Origin of the sequence: Rhodococcus sp. 7Tela_A2 (genome assembly GCF_049311045.1) — a bacterium.
Lineage (GTDB): Bacteria > Actinomycetota > Actinomycetes > Mycobacteriales > Mycobacteriaceae > Rhodococcus.
Genome location: NZ_JAXION010000034.1, coordinates 20,092 through 38,883, shown reverse-complemented (window position 1 = coordinate 38,883; position 18,792 = coordinate 20,092). Strand labels below are relative to the sequence as shown.

Annotated in this window: 9 protein-coding genes and 1 pseudogene; 3 read left to right on the top strand and 7 right to left on the bottom strand. The window is 68.8% G+C overall.

The window, feature by feature from the left end; translation table 11 throughout:
• Both TVH25_RS08950 and TVH25_RS08945 read right to left on the bottom strand, forming a co-directional pair.
• Window positions 1-2,214, bottom strand: a 2,214-nt coding sequence (locus TVH25_RS08950; RefSeq protein WP_422423880.1) for a S9 family peptidase, incomplete at its 3' end; no start/stop codon positions are given.
• A gap of 6 nt (window positions 2,215-2,220) precedes the next feature.
• Window positions 2,221-3,105 (bottom strand): phosphoribosylaminoimidazolesuccinocarboxamide synthase, encoded by an 885-nt coding sequence (locus tag TVH25_RS08945; protein WP_169621310.1) that lies wholly within the window; start codon window positions 3,103-3,105, stop codon window positions 2,221-2,223.
• 104 nt (window positions 3,106-3,209) lie between these two features.
• Between TVH25_RS08945 and TVH25_RS08940 the strand changes: the two genes are divergently transcribed.
• The 3 genes from TVH25_RS08940 (at window position 3,210) to TVH25_RS08930 (ending at window position 6,035) form a co-directional block, all read left to right on the top strand.
• Entirely contained in the window at window positions 3,210-4,649 is a 1,440-nt protein-coding gene (locus TVH25_RS08940; protein ID WP_422423879.1) for an MDR family MFS transporter, read from the top strand.
• A gap of 30 nt (window positions 4,650-4,679) precedes the next feature.
• A complete protein-coding gene (locus TVH25_RS08935; protein WP_422423877.1) occupies window positions 4,680-5,552 on the top strand; it encodes a siderophore-interacting protein in 873 nt (290 codons plus the stop codon).
• Between the two features lie 75 nt (window positions 5,553-5,627).
• Window positions 5,628-6,035: a hypothetical protein gene (locus tag TVH25_RS08930; RefSeq protein WP_296551430.1), complete on the top strand. Its 408-nt coding sequence runs from the start codon at window positions 5,628-5,630 to the stop codon at window positions 6,033-6,035.
• Between the two features lie 53 nt (window positions 6,036-6,088).
• Here TVH25_RS08930 and TVH25_RS08925 read toward each other — a convergent pair whose 3' ends face one another.
• From TVH25_RS08925 to TVH25_RS08905, 5 genes and pseudogenes are all read right to left on the bottom strand, one after another.
• Entirely contained in the window at window positions 6,089-7,012 is a 924-nt protein-coding gene (locus tag TVH25_RS08925; RefSeq protein WP_422423874.1) for a DUF5996 family protein, read from the bottom strand.
• Window positions 7,013-7,182: 170 nt separating this feature from the next.
• Window positions 7,183-7,806 (bottom strand): annotated as a pseudogene (locus TVH25_RS08920) (hypothetical protein); the annotation flags it as partial.
• A 90-nt stretch (window positions 7,807-7,896) separates the two neighbouring features.
• A complete protein-coding gene (entS, locus tag TVH25_RS08915) occupies window positions 7,897-9,147 on the bottom strand; it encodes an enterobactin transporter EntS (RefSeq protein ID WP_422423872.1) in 1,251 nt (416 codons plus the stop codon).
• A 10-nt stretch (window positions 9,148-9,157) separates the two neighbouring features.
• Window positions 9,158-9,379, bottom strand: a complete 222-nt coding sequence (locus TVH25_RS08910; RefSeq protein ID WP_169621316.1) for a phosphopantetheine-binding protein — start codon at window positions 9,377-9,379, stop codon at window positions 9,158-9,160.
• Between the two features lie 35 nt (window positions 9,380-9,414).
• A complete protein-coding gene (locus TVH25_RS08905) occupies window positions 9,415-18,696 on the bottom strand; it encodes an amino acid adenylation domain-containing protein (protein WP_422423870.1) in 9,282 nt (3,093 codons plus the stop codon).
• Window positions 18,697-18,792 lie beyond the last annotated feature (96 nt).

Sequence of the window (18,792 nt, the reverse complement as noted above, 5' to 3'; positions counted from 1 at the left end):
GGGGGCCCCGGTCCCCCCGCGCCCGGGCCCCCCGCCCCACCACCCCGCGGTTACCCCCCGGGGGGGGCGCGGCGCGGTCTCCGCGCGATAGGCACCCGACGTCTCGAGCACCCACGCGAACTCGAAAGCCACTTCGCGCCACTTCTCGTAGCGACCGGAGACACCACCGTGCCCCGCGCTCATTTCGGTTTTGAGCAGCAACTGCGAGTCGCCGGTCTTGGTGGCTCGCAACTTCGCGACCCACTTGGCGGGTTCGACGTACAGCACGCGGGTGTCGTTGATGCTGGTGATCGCGAGGATCGCCGGATAGTCGTGGGCTCCGACGTTCTCGTACGGGCTGTAGGAGCGCATGTACTCGTACACCTCGGGATCGTCGAGCGGGTTGCCCCACTCGTCCCACTCGATCACCGTCAACGGCAGCGACGGATCGAGGATGGAGGTCAGCGGGTCGACGAACGGCACGTTCGCGAGGATGCCCGCGAACAGTTCGGGAGCGATGTTGGCGACCGCACCCATCAACAGGCCGCCCGCGCTGCCGCCGTCCGCCACGAGCCGGTCCGGGCCGGTCACACCTTCGTCGACGAGATGCCGCGCGCACGCGACGAAGTCGGTGAAGGTGTTCTTCTTCGTCAGGGTCTTACCGTTCTCGTACCAGTGCCGGCCCATCTCGCCGCCGCCGCGCACGTGCGCGACCACGAACACCATGCCGCGGTCGAGCAACGACAGTCGGGCTACCGAGAATCCCGGATCGATGCTGGCTTCGTAGGATCCGTAGCCGTACAGCAGGGTCGGAGCCGGCCCGTCCGCCAGGTCTTTGCGCTGCACGATCGACAGCGGAATCCGGGTGCCGTCTTCGGCGGTGGCCCATTCGCGACGCTGTTCGTAGCGTGCCGGGTCGAAATCGCCGAGCACCGGCTGCGATTTGCGCAGCAGCAGTTCGCCGGTGGCCACGACGTACTCGTAGACACGGGTCGGGGTGATGAACGAGGTGAAGCCGAGGCGCAGGACGGGCTGCTTCCACTCGGGATTGCCACCCGGACCGACTGCGAACAATTCCTCGTCGAACTCGAGTTCGGTGAGTTCGCCGTATCCGTCGTCGGTGAGGGGCCACACCGCGATCCGGGTGAGCGCCTCGCGCCGGTAGCCGAGCACCAGGTGACCCTCGAACGCCTCGACGTCTTCGAGGCGCACGTCGTGGCGGTGCCCGATGAGGGTGCGCAGCGACGACGGGTCGTCGACCGGCGCTTCGGCGAGGACGAAGTTCTCGGCCTTCTCCCCCGTCTCCGGGTCGACATCGTTGTGCATGATCAGCAACCGGTCCCGGCCGCCGATCACCGCATGCTCGGCGCCGTACTCGACACCCTCACGACGCGGGAGGAGAACTCTGAATTCACCTGTCGGATCATCGGATTCGAGAATCCACCCCTCGGTGGTGATCTTGGACCCGACCCAGATCATGAGATACTTCTCGCTGCGGGTCGAACCGATCGACACCCAGTACCGCTCGTCGGGCTCGTGGAAGACCTTCACGTCCTCGTCGCGCGGGGTGCCGAGTTTGTGCCGCCACACGGTGTCGGGGCGCCACGACTCGTCCACCGTCTGATAGAAGACGTGGCTGTGATCGAGGGCCCAGGTGGCTCCCGGTGCGGTGCCGGTGATTTCGTCGGGGAGCAGTTCACCGGTCTCGAGATTCTTGAACCGCAGCGTGTACCGCTCGTCACCGACGACATCGGTCGAGTACGCCAGCAGCGTGCCGTCCTGGCTGATCGAGAACGCCCCGATGGAGAAGAACTCGTGCCCTTCGGCTTCCACGTTTCCGTCGAGCAGCACCTGCTCGCCCGGCAGGTCGACGCCGGGAGTGACCTCGGGCGGCGTCCAGTCGTCCGCGTCCGTGATCGGGGCCCGGCACTGGATGCCGTACTGCTTGCCCTCGACGGTCCGTGCGTAGTACCACCAGTTGCCCATACGAGCGGGAACCGACATGTCGGTTTCCTGGGTACGGGACTTGATCTCCTCGAAGATCGACTCACGCAACGGCGCCAGGTGCGCGGTCTGCGCGTCGGTCCACGCGTTCTCGGCCTCGAGGTACGCGACGACCTCGGGTGATTCCTTGTCGCGCAACCATTCGTAGTCGTCGACGAACGTGTGGCCGTGATGGACACGCTCGTGCGGAACCTTCTGGGCGACCGGCGGGGTCGAATTCGAGGAGGTCATCTGCGTTCAGCCGATCCAATCGTCGAAGGAGAGCCCGGAAATACGCTCGTAGGCTTCGATATACCGCGCACGCGTCTTGTCGACGATGTACTGCGGGAGCGCCGGCGGCGGAGTGTCGGACGCGCGGTCCCAGCCGGATTCCTCGCTGGTGAGCCAGTTACGGACGATCTGCTTGTCGAAGCTCGGCTGCACCTTGCCCTCCTCGTACTCGGCGGCATCCCAGTACCGCGACGAATCGGGAGTGAGCACCTCGTCGGCAAGAACGAGATTGCCGGCCTTGTCCAGGCCGAACTCGAGCTTCGTGTCGGCGAGCAGGATGCCGCGCTCGGAGGTGTACATCGCGGCGCGGCCGTAGATGTCGAGGGTGTCCTGACGCAACTTCATCGCAAGATTCACACCGAGTTTCTCGACCACCTCGTCGAAGGTGATGTTCTCGTCGTGATCACCAAGCGCGGCCTTCGTGGCCGGAGTGAAGATCGGTTCGGGCAGGATGCTCGCCTCCACGAGACCCTCGGGAAGCGCGACGCCACACACCGCGCCGGTGGCGCGGTAGTCGAGCAGGCCGGACCCGGTGAGGAAACCGCGCGCGACGCACTCGACGGGCACCATCTCTAGCCGCTTCACCACGAGCGCGCGGCCGAGTACCTCTTCCGGGATGCGCTCGTCGTCGGGTTCGCCGGCGAGGTGGTTGTTCGCATCGAGCAGATCGAAGAAGAACACGCTCATCGCGGTGAGGACCCGGCCCTTGTCGGGGATGGGCGTGTCGAGCACGTGGTCGTAGGCCGAGATCCGGTCGCTGGCGACGAGAAGCAGGTGCTCGTCGTCGACGACATGCAGATCACGGACCTTGCCGCCGGCGAGGTGGGGATAGGACTCGAGTGAAGGACGCACGCTGACACCCTAGTGCGCGATGCGGACGGGGACCGAACGCCGTGGCGGATATCCCATCGACGACAATGGTCCGGAACCGGTGTTCGAGCCAGGACAGGGGCGTCATGACTGCATCGTCACGGGTGGATGTCGGATTCCGCTCCGAGCGCGGGCCGATCCTCATCGCCTTGATGCTCGCGACCTCCCTGGTCGCGCTCGAGAGCACGATCCTCGCGACGGCGGTGCCCACGATCGTGGCCGACCTCGGCGGATTCACCCAGTTCCCCTGGCTGTTCTCCAGCTACCTGCTCACGCAGGCGGTGTTGGTCCCGGTGTACGGCAAGTTGTCGGACACCTTCGGCCGCACGCCGGTGCTGCTGTTCGGCATCGCGGTCTTCGCGCTGGGATCGGTGTTGTGCGCGCTGGCGTGGAGCATGCCCGCCCTCATCGCGTTCCGCGCCGTCCAGGGCCTCGGTGCAGGTGCCGTGCTGCCCATGGCGCAGACCGTCGCCGGTGACATCTACACCGTGGCCGAGCGCGCGAAGGCACAGGGATATCTCGCCAGTGTGTGGGGGATGTCCGCGGTCGTGGGTCCGGCCCTGGGCGGGGTCTTCGCCGACTTCTGGTCGTGGCGGTGGATCTTCTGGATCAACGTGCCGCTGTGCGCGATCGCTGCATGGGTGATCGTCCGCAACTTCCACGAGGACCGTCCCTCCGGCAGCGCGCGACGCGTGGACTGGGCGGGCGCGGTGACACTCGCCGCGGGCGCCGCGCTCGTGATCCTCGGCCTGCTCGAGGGTGGCCAGTCGTGGGCGTGGTCCTCGGGCATGAGCATCGGCATCTTCGCCGGTGGGATCGCCCTGCTGGTGGTCTTCGGATGGATCGAGTCCCGCGCGGCCGAACCGATCCTGCCGATGTGGGTGCTCACCCGCCGGGTCCTGATCACCACGAGCGCCGTCTCGGCCCTCGTCGGCGCGGTCGTACTCGGGTTGACGTCGTACATCCCGTCGTTCGTGCAAGGTGCTCTCGGTACGTCCGCGCTGGTCGCCGGATTCGCCCTCGCCACGATGACCATCGGCTGGCCCATAGCGGCGTCGCAGTCCGGCCGGTTGTATCTGCGGATCGGGTTCCGGCTGACCGGCCTGGTCGGTGCGGTGCCGCTGCTGGCCGGGGCGGTCCTGCTCACCCGGCTCGGAATCGGATCCTCGCCGTGGCACGTCGCAGGCTGTTGCGTGCTCATCGGTCTCGGAATGGGCCTGATCGCGAGCCCCGCACTCATCGCCGCACAATCGAGTGTCGAGTGGGCCGAACGGGGTGTGGTCACCGGTGCCAATGCCTTCGCCCGCGCACTGGGAAGCGCCGTGGGTGTCGCCGTGTTCGGTGCGCTCGCGAACACCGCGCTCTCCCGTTCCGATGCGCCCACCGGTCGATCCGTCCGGGCCGCCGGGGTGATGGCGGCGCCCGTCGCACCCGTCTTCACCGCGGTGCTCGTCTGCGCGGTCGTCCTCACCTTCTGCGTCGCACTCATTCCGAACCGCCGGCAATCGGAATCCGACTCTGCCTGAATGTGGTCAGGGTGCCCTAAGGTGTCCGCTATGACCAACGAATACGGGATGCTCCCCGTCCTCATCGAAGTGGCGAGGGTCGAGGACATCACGCCTCACATGCGCCGGATCACGTTCGCCGGCCCCGGCGTCGCCGAATATGCCTCCGTCCCGGGCCGGGTGCCGAACATCAAGTTGGTGTTTCCGCGCGCGAACGGTCGACTCGAGGTGCCTGCCCGTAACGGATGGGGTCGGCTCGCATGGCCCGATCCGACCGTGAAACAGCAGGTTCGCACATACACGGTCCGCCGCCTCGACCCCGAGACCGCCGAGATGGACATCGATTTCGTCAAGCACGGCGACGAGGGCCTCGCGAGCGGCTGGGCCGAACATGCCCGCGCAGGGGACGTGATCGCTGCCGCGGGCGCGGGCGGAGTGACCGCCGGTGAGGCCGACTGGTATCTGATCGTCGGTGACGAGACGGCCCTGCCCGCCATCGGGCGGATGCTCGAGCACATGCGCGAAGACGCCACCGGTGTCGCCCTGATCGAGGTGGCCGACGAACACGAGCAGCAGGACCTGCGCCATCCCGACGGCGTGGAGATCCGCTGGATCCACCGCCACGGCGCACCCGCGGGCACCACCGATCAACTGTTCGACGCCGCGACCGCGATCGAGATCCCCGGGGGTGACGTCACGAAGTTCGCGTGGGTGTCGGCGGAGTCGAAGACCGTGCTGGCGATGCGCAAGTGGCTGCGGAACGAGGCAGGATTCGACCGTAAGGCCACGCTCGTCATCGGCTACTGGCGACGCGGGATGACGGAGACCGGCTACGGCAAGACCGCCGACCATGACCGGGTCGAGGACGAACACGACGAGGTCCTCCCCCACGATCACGACCACGATCACCAGCACGCTCACTGAGGACCCGCCCCGGTCGCGCGGATCGTTACAGACCGGATGTTTCGTTCTGCCGCGCGATCGGGCACCATCTCTGCGGTGAGGACCAGACGTGCAGGCAACGAGACCGTCGACGACATGACATACGTCCCGCTGGGATCGTCCGAGCATGCGGCGAACCAGCTCCGGAATGCCAGGGCGATGCAGGACACGACCGACTATCAGTCACTGCGTTCAGCAATGGACGCCGAGTACTACTGGCGGGGCGTGACCGAGACGTTCCGGATCGCGGACGAATCGTTCACCGCGGTCTCCGGCGCGACGCGCGACGTCACGGACATCTCGGCGCACGTCATGGCGCGTGCGGCCGACTGGGTGGGCACCATCGAACTGGCCGCGGAAGGCAGCCGCCTCTACGGTGCACTGGTGGCGTACACGCAAGGAGTCGGCGACGGCTACGCGGCGATCGAATTGTGGGCGCACGGCGTCCGGAACGCACACTTCTGACGAGACCGCCCCCAAGGTGGGCAGCGCCGACGGGCCGGCTTCCGAGCCGTCCGCTACGCCGAACGCTCGAGGTGCGCGCGATCCCAGTTCCCGAGATCCGCTGCGGCGTCGTAGGTGCTGCGGAGGAAACCCAGCACTTCCGCGTCGGGGTCGGCTGCCGTGCGCACCGCCTCGTAGGGCAACACGAACTCGCCGAGCTCGGCGGAGTAGTACGCGGCATCCGGGCGCACGGGACGGTCCGCGTAGCCGTCCGGAGCGGGGTAGGCATACGAGTAGAAGGCGCCCTCGTCTCCACCGCCGGGCCAGAACCCACAGCTGCTCAGCTCGTGCGAGTAGGCCTCGGTCATCACCTCGTCGGGGCAGTGCGGAATTCCGCCGGGATGTGGCGGTGCGGTGCGGCCCGAGAATCGGGTGCAGGCCAGATCCATTGCTCCCCAGAAGAAGTGAACCGGGCTGACCTTGCCCAGGTACTCGCCCCGGAACTGCTGCAGGACACGGTCGGCTCGGAGCAGTTGCCGCCAGAACAGGTGTGCCGCGTCGGGGTCGTACGTGCTGTGCTGGTGGTCCTGCGCGAAGGGGATCGCCGGGTCGACCTCGTTGGGCGCACCATGGATCCGGGTCTCGATGCCCAGTTCGTCCAAGGCGCCGAAGGTGCGCGAGTAGAACTCCGACACGGGCTGCGCCGTGAGCGGGACGGCGCTACGGCCTCCGTCGCTCGAACGGATCTCGAGGTTGTGCTCGCAGAAATCGAATTCGAGATCGAACACACCGCCGCGGTAGGGAATCGACGAGGTACCCAAGCCGCGTGGCGTGACGTACAACGTCGTGTGCCACCAATGGTTGACCGGCGGCGAGTGGACCAACCGGATCTTGCCCACGATCTGCAGCCACATGTGCAGGGTGTCGCGGGTGGCGGCCCAGTCGGCGACACGCAGACTCGGCCACTCGTCGTCCGGACGCTCGACGGATCGGTTCACGGCACCTCCCACGGTCGGAGTTCGATTACCGCATTCTTACCGACTTTTGCGCGCGCCGGGCGAGACTCGGCTGGACGGGAGGAAATCACGCCGGGTGCTTGCTCGAAATCGACAGTCTTCACGAACGGGAGGGTCGCCCCCCCGGCGGGCCGGCCCCCCCCGCCCCCGGGGGGGCCGGGGGCCCGCACCAACAGCGAAGCAACGAGGAAACACACCGCGCCGATCAGCGTGCCGAGATTCGCGGCCGTCGCGCTTTCGAGCCGTTGCGTGGCCGGGACGACGAGCGATCCGACCGCGGAGACACCGAACGCGATCGAACCGACCGCATTCAGCCACGTGCTGGCCCAGTTGCGGGCGTGCGGATCCCACAGGCCGTCGACATCGGTCGTCGCGACGACGGCCAGTCCACTCGAGACGAGGAAACACAGCGACCCGAACATATCCGGTTGCCAGACGAACTCGTCTCGTTCGGGTGCCGACAGACTGCGGATCACGGCCGCACCTGTACTGAGGTTGAACAGCACGGTGCCGACGAACTGGGTCAGGGCGGACCACCAGTCGTACCGGTTGACACGGGACGTCGACGGTCCGGGAGTAACCCGCCCGGTGAACCGGAACTCGGCGAACGCGGCCGCGGTGAAGAACAGCGAACCGGCGAAGTAGGTGAGGTTGCCGATATGGGCACCGACCGTCGTCGCGTAGCCGGGGGCCGCCCCGATCGCGAACAACAGTGAACCCAGCGCAAACCCCAACGACGGACCCCGGAAACCCCAATTCTGGCGGTGCCACCCCATGCGGTCACGATAAGCGGCGTTTCTGCACACCGGACGTGGACGGTTCGATCGAACGGCCGGGTCTGCGGCTACACCGGACGCCGACCGTGGTCAGGAGACAGGTTCGAGCCGATCGTCGTCCACGAACCGCCGCAACGTCGGGAACGACGCCCACATCACGACGACGAGCACGATACCGGCGACTCCGTACACCGTCAGCGCCACCGACATCGGCACCACCGACGCGATCACACCGGCGCCGATCGCACCGAGCGACGTACCCGCAGTCACCTGAGCAGACCACACCGCGGCGATACGCCCGCGGTACTCGTCGGCCGTGTTGCGCTGCACCGTCGCATACCGCATCACATCGGCGAGCGAGTCGCCGAATCCGTACGCTGCCAGGCCCAGCAGCACCACCGCGGTCACGCCGGTCGCGCCCGCTCCGGCGAGCCCTGCGGCCGAGACGGCCATGAGGACGAAGACGACCAGGCCCGACCGACGGACGGAACCCGTCCAGCCGCTCGTGAGCGAACCGAGGACGGCACCGACAGCCGGCGCGGCATAGAGCAACCCGACCACCGACGGCCCCGCGCCGAGCACGCGGTCGGCGAACGCCGGGAGCAGCACGGCCCAGCCGGTGAGCAGCATCGCGGCAAAACCTACGACGAGCACCTGGCCGATCACCCGGTTGCGGAACGCGTACGTGAAGCCCGCGGCGATCGATCTCAGCGGTGATTCGACGGACACCGTCGCCGGCGGCAGCGGTGGCAGCCGGGTGATGCAGAAGGTGGTGATCACGGTGGTGAACGCGGCGAGCGCATAGGCCAGGCCCACGCCACCGGCGGCGATCACGACACCACCCAGCGCCGGGCCGACCATCGAGCCGAGATCTGCGGTGAGCGCCATGAGGGCTCCCGCCGCCGCCAGCTTGTCGCGCGGAACCAGGCTGGGGGTGACGGCCATCAGTGCGGTCGCCGAGATACCGCCCGCCGCCCCGTCGACAACGGAGATGAGGTAGATCGCCCACATCTGCGGCTCGGGCAGGTAGGCGTTGACGGCAAGCAGCGCGAAAGCCACCGCCGCGGTCCCCCGCGCAATGGCGATCACGTTGCGACGGTCGAACCGGTCCGCGAGGACACCGCCGACGAAAGTCGCGGCGAACGTGGTGATTCCGAGGACCGCGGTCACTGCCGCGACCTGGGCGGTGGATCCGGTGAGCTGGTAGACCTGCACCGGGACCGCGACGATGAGGAACCCGAGCCCCAGCAGCGACACCACCCGCGCGGTGAACAGGTACCGGAATTCGCGACTGGTCCGGATCGGATCGAGGTCGATGGTCAGTTTCTCGAGGAAGGCCACGGCGATCCGCTCACTGTCCGGCGAGCAGGGCGCACCACTGCTCGAGGTCGGGTTCGGATGCCAGCGACACGAAATCGATGTCTGCGCCCGCGCCACGCCACTGTTCGATCAGCGCCATCAGGCGCACCGAATCGAGGCCCTGGTCCACCAGATTCACGGCCGGGTCGAGCTCGTCCGGCTCCACCTCCAGGATGCGGGCGGTATCGGCGAAGATGGTCGCGCGGTCCAACATGTTCTGTCTCCTTCTGCTGACGGTTCGAAAGTCGTTCAGGCGACCGGGGATCGGCGACCGGTGAGGGCGGTCAGTGCCTGCACCCAGCGCTGTGACAGCAACTCGAGGGTGCCGGCGCCGACAACTCCGGTGGCCGCGGCGAATTCGCAGTCCAGGACGGGACCGTCCTCGGTGTCCTCGGTGATCGCGTCGACGTGCAGGACGTGATCGAGCGGTGTCGATGGATCCACCGACCCGCCGAGTGCCGGCGCCTCGGGGGCACCCGACCACGGGGCGCCGGTCTCTTCGCCGAGCGTCATCCGGCCGAGGTAGTTGAACACCACCTCGGGTCGGCGGTACCCGGCGAACCGGTCCGCGAACTCCGGATTGAAGCGGTGCAGCACACCGAAACCGACCCCGTTGTCCGGCAGAGCGCGCAACGACCGGGTGGCGCGGGCGAGTGCGTCACCTGCGGCCGGTCCGCCCTCGAGCGCGTCGCCGATGTCGATTCCGGTGAGGTCGAGGGCAACCGGGAACATAGAGGTGAACCATCCGACCGTGCGGGAGATGTCGGCGCCCGGCACCACATCCTCCTCGCGGCCGTGTCCCTCGAGTTCGACACGAACGGTGTCCCCGCCACGCACCGACGCCACTGCCAGAGCGAGCGCGGTGAGCAGCGCCTCGTTGATCGACTCGCCGGCGAGCACCCGTTCGGTCACCGGGACCGGGACACGCACGCGGACCGAGCGGAGCGCGGACACGGTGTCGACGGAAGGATCGAGGCCACGCTCTCCCAGGGACGGCTCGGATGTCGACAGGGCGGGTTCCCAGGCCGGCCAGGACTCGACGACCCGCTCCGATCGTGCCGCCTCCACGAGTCCGGTGGCCCAGGCGCGGAACGGGGTACCGGAGGCGGCGAGCCGAATGGTTCCGCCACCGGCGGCCTGCTCGACCGCGTCCGCCAGGTCCGGGACCAGGATCCGCCACGACACCCCGTCCACGACCAGGTGGTGAACGGCGACGAGGACACGACCCGCGGTCCGGGGCCCGAAATCGAACCACACCACCTGGAGCATCACGCCCGCGTCCGGGTCGAGCGAGGAATAGGCCCGTTCCCGTTCGGCAGCGAACAGGTCCTGCCACCGCGGGTCGTCGACGCCGGCCTCACCGAGATGCGTCGCGTCGACGCGCCGGACCAGTGCATCGATGGCGGGGACCTCCGGCGCGCGCTCCGCCGGGACCGTCCACGTCGGACGAGCACCCCCGGCGCGGAACCGAGATCGCAGCATCGGATGCACATCCAGCAGCGCCGTGACGGCCGTCTGCAACGTGGGCACAGTCAGCCCGGACGGAGCGACGAGCAACCGGGCCTGGGAGAAGCGGCCGAGGTCGCTTCCCCAACCGAGTGCCTCCCACACGATCGGCACGAGCGGGACGTCACCGATCGCTTCGCCGGTGCCGTAGACCCGCTCGTGCACCGGACCGGCCGTGTCGGCCGCCGCGGCCAGATCCGCGACGGTGCGCAGTTCGAAGACCTGACGGGTCGTGATCCGCACACCGGCAGCACGTGCCTTCGAGACGAGCTGCATCGAGACGATGGAATCTCCTCCGAGGGAGAAGAAGTCGTCGTCGGCACCGACGCGGTCCAGTCCGAGGACGTCTGCGACGACGGCGACGAGCGCAGCCTCTGCGGGAGTGCTCGGTTCCCGCGACCCGACGAGCGCCGCGAAATCCGGTTCCGGCAGTGCCTTCCGGTCGACCTTGCCGTTGACGGTCGCGGGGAATCGGTCGAGCACCGTGACGACGGCGGGGACCATGTAGTCGGGCAATGTCACCGCGGTCGCAGCCCGAACGGCGGCCGGGTCGACGTCCCCGTCCGGTGTCACGTAGCCGACGAGTCGAACCACGCCGCGGTTGTCGGTGTGCGCGACCACGACCGCGTCGCGTACGCCGCGTACGGCCGTGAGGGCCGCTTCGACCTCGCCGAGTTCGACGCGGAAACCCCGGATCTTGACCTGGTCGTCGCCGCGACCGAGGAACTCGAGCACGGTGCTGCCGTCCGCCCCGGCCACCCGCTTGACGACATCGCCGGTGCGGTACAACCGGGATCCGCTGCTGCCGAACGGGTTCGGGACGAACCGGGTGCAGGTGAGGTCGGGACGGCCGAGATAGCCGCGTGCGACACCGTCTCCGGAGATGTAGAGCTCGCCCGCCACGCCCGTCGGAACGGGCCTGAGCATCGCGTCGAGGACGTGCGCGCCGCCGCCGTGCACCGCTCTGCCCAGACACGGTGTATCGGCGTCGGTGACCTTGCCGACGAGGGAGTCGACGGTGCATTCGGTCGGTCCGTACAGGTTGAATGCGCGCCCGTCGGTGAGTTCCCGGAGGCGGCGCCACGACGCGGGGTTGACGGCTTCACCGCCGAATCCCACCGTGGCGGGACGGTGCGGATGGTCGTAGAGCCCTGCGGCGAGCATCCGGTCGAGGAAGGACGGGGTGACCTCGAGGAAATCGAGACGGTGCTCGATCGTGTAGGCGACCATCCGTTCCGGATCGCGCATCGTGTCCTCGTCGAAGACGTGCACGGTGTGGCCGTCGAACATCCAGAGCGTGGGCTGCCACGACGCGTCGAAGCCGAACGACCACGCGTGGCCCACGCCGACGACCTCGCGCTGCGACGCGGCGACCGTGGGCACGTAGAGGTCGGCGCGGTGGCTGTCGAACAGGTTGAGCAAATTGGCATGGGTGACGGCGACGCCCTTCGGCACGCCGGTCGATCCCGATGTGTAGATCACGTACACGCCGTTGTCCGGGTGCAACACCGCGCGACGGTCCGTGTCGGTCACGGCGGTCGCGGGCAGCGACGCGAGGGCTTTCCGGGTCGCGGGGTCGTCGAGCACGACCACGGGGGTCTCCCCCGCGACGGCGTCGATCCGGCCGGCGACGTCTGCGGTGGTCACGATGACGCACGGTCCGGAGTCCGCAATCATGTGTGCCAGGCGGTCGGCGGGATAGGACGGATCCATGGGCACGTACACGCCGCCCGACCGGATCGCGGCGGCGATGGCCACGATCATGTGCTCGGACCGGGGCAGGGCCAATCCCACGACCGTCTCGGGGCCGACACCGGCACCGATCAGCAGACGTGCCAGACGGGCCGACCGGTCCCCGAGTTCTGCGAACGACAATGTCACCGCACCGGACACGACCGCCGGAACGTCCGGGGTGCGGGCGATCTGCGCGTCGAGCAGGTCGGCAACCGTGGCCGCTCCCGACGCGGGCGCGTGCGGGGTGTCCGACCGGCCGAGCACGTTCCGGTGTTCCGCGTCGGTCAGCACGTCGAGGTGCGCGACGGGCACCGGCCGGTCTACGACGAGTTGCTCGAGGATCCGGACGAGCCGCTGTCCTACCGCTGCGGCGTCGTTCTCACCGAAGACCGCCGGCTGGTATTCGAGCACCAGGCGCAGCGTGTCCTGCAACCCCGCGACGAGGACGAGGGGGAAGTTGGTGGCGTCCGTGCCGTTCATCGCCGACACCCGGACTCCGCTGTCGTGCTGGGCGCGATCGAGGGCGTCGCGGTCCACCGGATAGTTCTCGAACACCAGCAGGGTGTCGAACAGTTCGCCCACTCCTACGGCGCGCTGCACGTCCGCGAGACCGACGTACTGGTGATCCATCACCCGGTTCTGCTCGGACTGCATGCGCGAGAGCAACTCTGCGACCGACTCCTCGGCGGAAGTGCGGACCCGCACGGGGACGGTGTTGATGAACAGTCCGATCATCGACTCCACACCGGGGACGTCCGGCACGCGCCCCGAGACGATCGCACCGAACACCACGTCCGGCCGTCCGGTGAGCGCGGCGAGCAGCAGTCCCCACGCCGTCTGCACCACGGTGTTCACCGTGACACCGCGGGAGCGGCTCACGGACAGAAGCCGCTCCGACAACGCGTCCGGAACCTCGATCGAGAGTTCGCCGGGCAGTTCGGCCTGCATCGACGACCCGGCTGGTGCGACGAGTGTCGGTTCCTCGACACCCGACAACGCCTCGCGCCACACCTCGAGTCCGGCGGCACCGTCCTGGCGGTCGAGCCAGGCGAGGTAGTCGGTGAACGGCACCGCCCGGGCCAGACCCGATGTGTCACCACCGGCCGCGTAGATCTGGAACAGTTCCTGCACCAGCAGCGGCGTGGACCACCCGTCCAGGACGAGATGGTGTGCGGTGAACACCAGGCGCGACCGGTCGTCGGACAACTGCAGCAGGCGGAAGCGGACGAGCGGTGCGGTGTCGGCAGCGAACCGGTCCACACGGTCGGACTCCGCGAATGCGTCGGCGCGTCCGGCAGGGTCGGCGTCCGCGGACAGGTCGATCACCTCGAACGGCGTCTCGACCGCGGTTGCGACGGCCCCGATCGGGACACCCGAAGCGGAGATCCGGAAGCCGGTGCGCAGCACGGCATGCCGTTCGATCAGACGAGAGATGCTGCGGCGCAGCAACACCGTGTCGATCACACCGTCGAGATCGAGAACCGACTGCATCGTGTAGACGTCGACGCCGTCCTCGTCGAGACCCGACAGGAAGTACATGCCGCGCTGCAGCGGGGTCAGCGGTACGACGTCCTCGAGCCCGCCGGTGACCGCGCGGCCGAGTTCCGCCGTCTCCTCGACCGTCAGCCCGGTCGCCGTCAGATCGGACGGGGTGAGGGAAACTGCGGCGGGTTCGTCTGCGACACGGGACAGGGTGGCGAGCGCCTCGGCCCAGGCGCGGGCGATCCGCTCTGCCGTCACGGCGTCCAGTAGGCCGGTGGCATAGGTGAATTCGGCGGACAGCACCGGACCGTCCGGGCCGTCGTCGGTGATCGCGTTGACATCGAGCACATGATCGAGCGGCGTGGCCGGGTCGACGGATCCGCCGAGCGCGGCAGCCTCGGGAGCCGCCGACCACGGAGCCGACGCGGTCTCCCCGAGCGTCATGCGTCCGAGATAGTTGAAGACGATCTCGGGAGCGCGGTAGCCGGTGAACAGGTCGTCGTCCCCGCCTGACAGGCGTCGCAGGATCCCGAATCCGATTCCGTTGTCCGGCACCGCGCGCAGCGACTCCTTGACGTGGGCGAGGCAGAGGGCAGGGTTGTCGGGAGATGCGCCGAGGTCGAGGACGACGGGATACATCGAGGTGAACCAGCCGACCGTGCGGGACAGGTCGGCGCCGGGCACGATGTGCTCCTCGCGCCCGTGTCCTTCCAGGTGCACCCGGACGGCCGATCCGCCGCGAACCGACGTCACCGCCATCGCGAGGGCCGCAAGCAGGACATCGGCGACGCCGGTGCGGAAGGCGGCGGGCACGGAGGTGAGGATGCGTGCGGTGATGTCGCCGGGAACCTGTACCTCGACCGACGCCGATGTCGACACCGTGTCGCGGGCGGGGTCCAGCGCGCGGCAACCGAGCGCGGTCTGCTCGCTCGCGCCGCCCGCGGTGTCGGTGCAGGATCGCGACCAGACCGAGCGGGACTGTGTCACCCGATCCGAGTGTGCGGCCTCCGCGAGTCCGGTCGCCCAGTCCCGGAACGAGGTTCGCGGTTCCTCGAGCGCACGGGCGGCACCACGGCGGGCACCGTCGACCGCACTCGCGAGGTCCGGGACGAGGATGCGCCAGGACACCCCGTCGACCACGAGATGGTGCACCGTCACCAGCACGCGGCCGGGCACCTCGGGTCCGGCGTCGAAGAAGACGAGCTGCACCATCACGCCGGCAGCGGGATCGATCGCGGCCCGGGCGGCGTCCTGGGCGGCGGTGAACTCTGCCTGCCACCGGCCGGAGTCGAGTCCACGCACGTCCACGTGCCGGACCAGCCCCTCGGCGTCGGGTACCTCCTCGGGCACGGTCCAGGAGGCAGGCGCGTTCCCGTCGGCCTCGACGGTGAAGCGCGACCGGAGCATGTGGTGGGTTGTCAGCAGAGCACGCACACCGGCGACGAGGTCGCCGGTGGAGAGACCCGCGGGTGTCACCAGCAGGCGGGACTGGGTGAACGTCCGCAGCGTGTGGGCAGACATGTGCGTGAGGGTGTCGTAGACGATCGGGGTGAGCGGAACCGGTCCGACGGCCGGGGTCGTCTCGCGTCCCGCCTCCGCTGCGGGCGCGGTGTCGTGCGCCGCCGCGATCGCGGCCGCGGTGCGCAGTTCGAACACCTGACGCGCGGTGACCTGGATGTCGGCGGCCCGGAGTCGCGCCACCAGCTGAATCGAGACGATGGAGTCCCCGCCGAGGGTGAAGAAGTCGTCGTCGACGCCTACGCGTTCGAGACCGAGTACGTCGGCGAACGCGCTGCACAACGTCGTCTCGAGTTCCGTAGTCGCCTCGCCGGAACCGGTCAGAGCCGCGAAATCCGGTTCGGGAAGGGCCTTCTTGTCGATTTTTCCGTTCGCCGTCACCGGAAGAGCCGGCAGCACGACCACCGTGGCGGGAACCATGTACTCGGGCAGGCGCGCGGCGAGGGCGGTACGCAGATTCCCGGGCTCGAGGGCGTCGTCGGCCACCACGTAGGCGACCAGTCTGGTCACGCCCTTGCCGTCCGTGTGCGGAACGACCACGGACGCCCGCACGCCCGGACAGGCGTCGGTCGCGGCCTCGACCTCGGCGGGTTCGATGCGGTAGCCGCGGATCTTGACCTGGTCGTCGTCTCGGCCCACGTATTCCAGAACGCCCGCGCGGGTCCAGCGCACTACGTCTCCGGTGCGGTACATGCGCTCACCGGACCCGGCACAGGGGTCGGCCACGAAGCGGTCGGCGCTCAGGCCCGGTCGTCCGAGATACCCTCGCGCGACGCCGTTTCCGGTGATATATAACTCTCCTGCCACTCCGGGCGCGACGGGCCGCAACCAGTGGTCGAGCACGTACAGCCGGGTGCCCGGCGTCGGCCCGCCGATCGTGACCGGCCCGCCGGAGATGCGCGCGTACGAGGCATCCACGGTGCACTCGGTGGGGCCGTAGCAGTTGAAGGCTTCGACGCCGGATCCGGCGAGCGTGCGCCACAGGTCACCGCTCACGGCCTCACCGCCGACGGTCACCTTGGCCGGCCGGTGGTGTGCGGGATCGAGGAGGCCACCCTCGAGCAAGCGGGTCATGAGTACGGGCACCGTGTCGACGTAGTCGATGCGGTGGGCGCGGACGTACTCGACGAGGTAGTGCACGTCGGTCCGGCGGTCGTCGTCCGGGAGGTGCAGGGTGTGCCCGTCGAACAGCCACGTGAGCGCGGCGACGGCGGAGTCGAATGCGAACGGATACGTCAGCAGCACACGCCACTGACTCCCGCGCGGCTCCCGTATCCCGGGCAGCATCAACGTCTTTCTCTGGGCCGCGTGAAGATCTGCGAGATTGTCGTGGGAGACGACGACCCCCTTCGGAGTCCCCGTCGAACCGGACGTATAGATCACGTAGGCGGCATGTCCCGCTCGCAGCGGTGCGCGGCGGTCACCGTCCGTGACCGGGCGCGCCGGGAACTCTGCACGGGTCCGTTCCACAGCGGGATCGTCGAGCAGCAGCACGTCGGCTCCGGCGAGCACGTCACCGAGTTCTCCGGCGACTCCGGACGTACTGATCACGACGACCGGCGCAGCGTCGGTCACCATATGCTTCAGCCGGTCGGCCGGGTACGACGGGTCGAGAGGCAGGTACGCCCCGCCTGCGGTGAGCACCGCCGCGATCGCCTCGACCATCACGGCAGTGCGCGGCAGTGCGAGTCCGACACGGTCGTCGGGACCCACACCTCGTGCGATGAGCAGCCGTGCGAGACGGGCGGACTCGGTGCCCAGGTCGCCGAACGTGAGCCGCTGGTCGCCACTCACCACCGCGAGATCGCCGGAACGCTTCCGGAACTGCCGGGTGAGCGCATCCACGACGGTCCCCGTGGCAGGTTCCGCAGCCGCCGAAGACCCGGCTCCCGAAGACCAGGCTCCGAGAACCTGCTCGCGCTCCGCCCCGGGCAACACGTCCAGTGCCGCGACGGGTGCCTCCGGATCGGACGCCAGGGCCTCGAGGATCGCGACGAGCCGGGAGCCGAGCGCAGCCGCATCGTCACGGGTGAACAGCGCCGGACGGTAGTCGAGCTTGACGACGAGGTCGTCGGCGAGTCCTGCGGTGAGGACGAGCGGATAGTTGGTGGCGTCGTGTGCCTCCACACCGGCGATGGTGACGCCGCCGGACTGTTGCGCGCGCTCGAGCGCCTCGCGGTCCACCGGGTAGCTCTCGAAGATGGTGAGAGTGTCGAACAACTCGCCGATCCCGGCGTCGCGCTGGATGTCCGAAAGCCCGAGATACTGGTGGTCCACCGTGCGCGACTGATCGAGCTGGACCCGCCGCAGCGTCTCGGTGACGGTGCCGCGTGGGTCGAGCCGGACACGGACGGGGACGGTGTTGATGAACAAGCCGACCATGGATTCGACGCCGGCGAGTTCGGGTGGGCGGCCCGACACGGTCGCGCCGAACACGATGTCGTCGCGCCCGAGCAGACCGGACAGGAGCATCGCCCAGGCGGTCTGCAGCACGGTGTTGAACGTGACGCCTGCCGTGCGGGTCAGCGTGCCGAGACGCTCGGCGAGGCCGGGGGGCACGGTGACGGCCAGCTCGGCGCACGGCTCGGTGGCGCGGGTGGATCCGGGCGGGGCGACCAGGCTGGGCTCGGTGAATTCGGCGAGGGTCTCGCGCCACAGCTGCCGCGCGGTGCCGTGGTCCTGCCGTTCCAGCCATGCCAGGTAGTCGCGATAGGGCCGCACCGGGCCGAGCACCGTACCGGCGCGCGCGGCGGGTTCGCCCGCCGCATACAGCTCGAGAAGCTCCCGCACCATGATCGGCGTGGACCATCCGTCGACGACGATGTGATGCGTGGTGAGGAGCAGCCGCACGTCGTCGGCACCGAACCTGACGAAGTGCCATCGCACGAGCGGGGGCTGGGTGAGGTCGAACCAGTGGCGGAGGTCGGCGTCGATCAGGTCCTGCATGCGCCGTTCCGCTTCCGGGCCCGGTGTTCCCGTCAGATCCACGCTGCGCCAGGGCGCTTCGACACCGCGTACGACGAGTCCTGCGGTGCGCCCGTCCTTGCGGGGCCGGAAACACGTCCGCAGCGACGCATGCCGGTCGAGCAGCGCCTGCGCTGCCGTGCACATGCGATCCTCGTCCACCGTTCCCGACAGACGCAGCACCGACTGCACGGTGTACGCGTCGGGCTCGGCGCTGCCGTCGTTGCCGGCCGGCTCGGCGGGAGCGGCGATCGTGCTCAGGTAGAGCAGACCCTGCTGCAGCGGCGAGAGCGGAACGATGTCTTCGAGCGCAGTGGAGCGAGTCATGGCAGCTTTCCGGGGCGGAGACGGGCGTGTCGGGCACGACGAACACGGCCCCCGAGTCGGGGACATCGGGGGCCGTTCGGTCGATGGCAGCCGCGG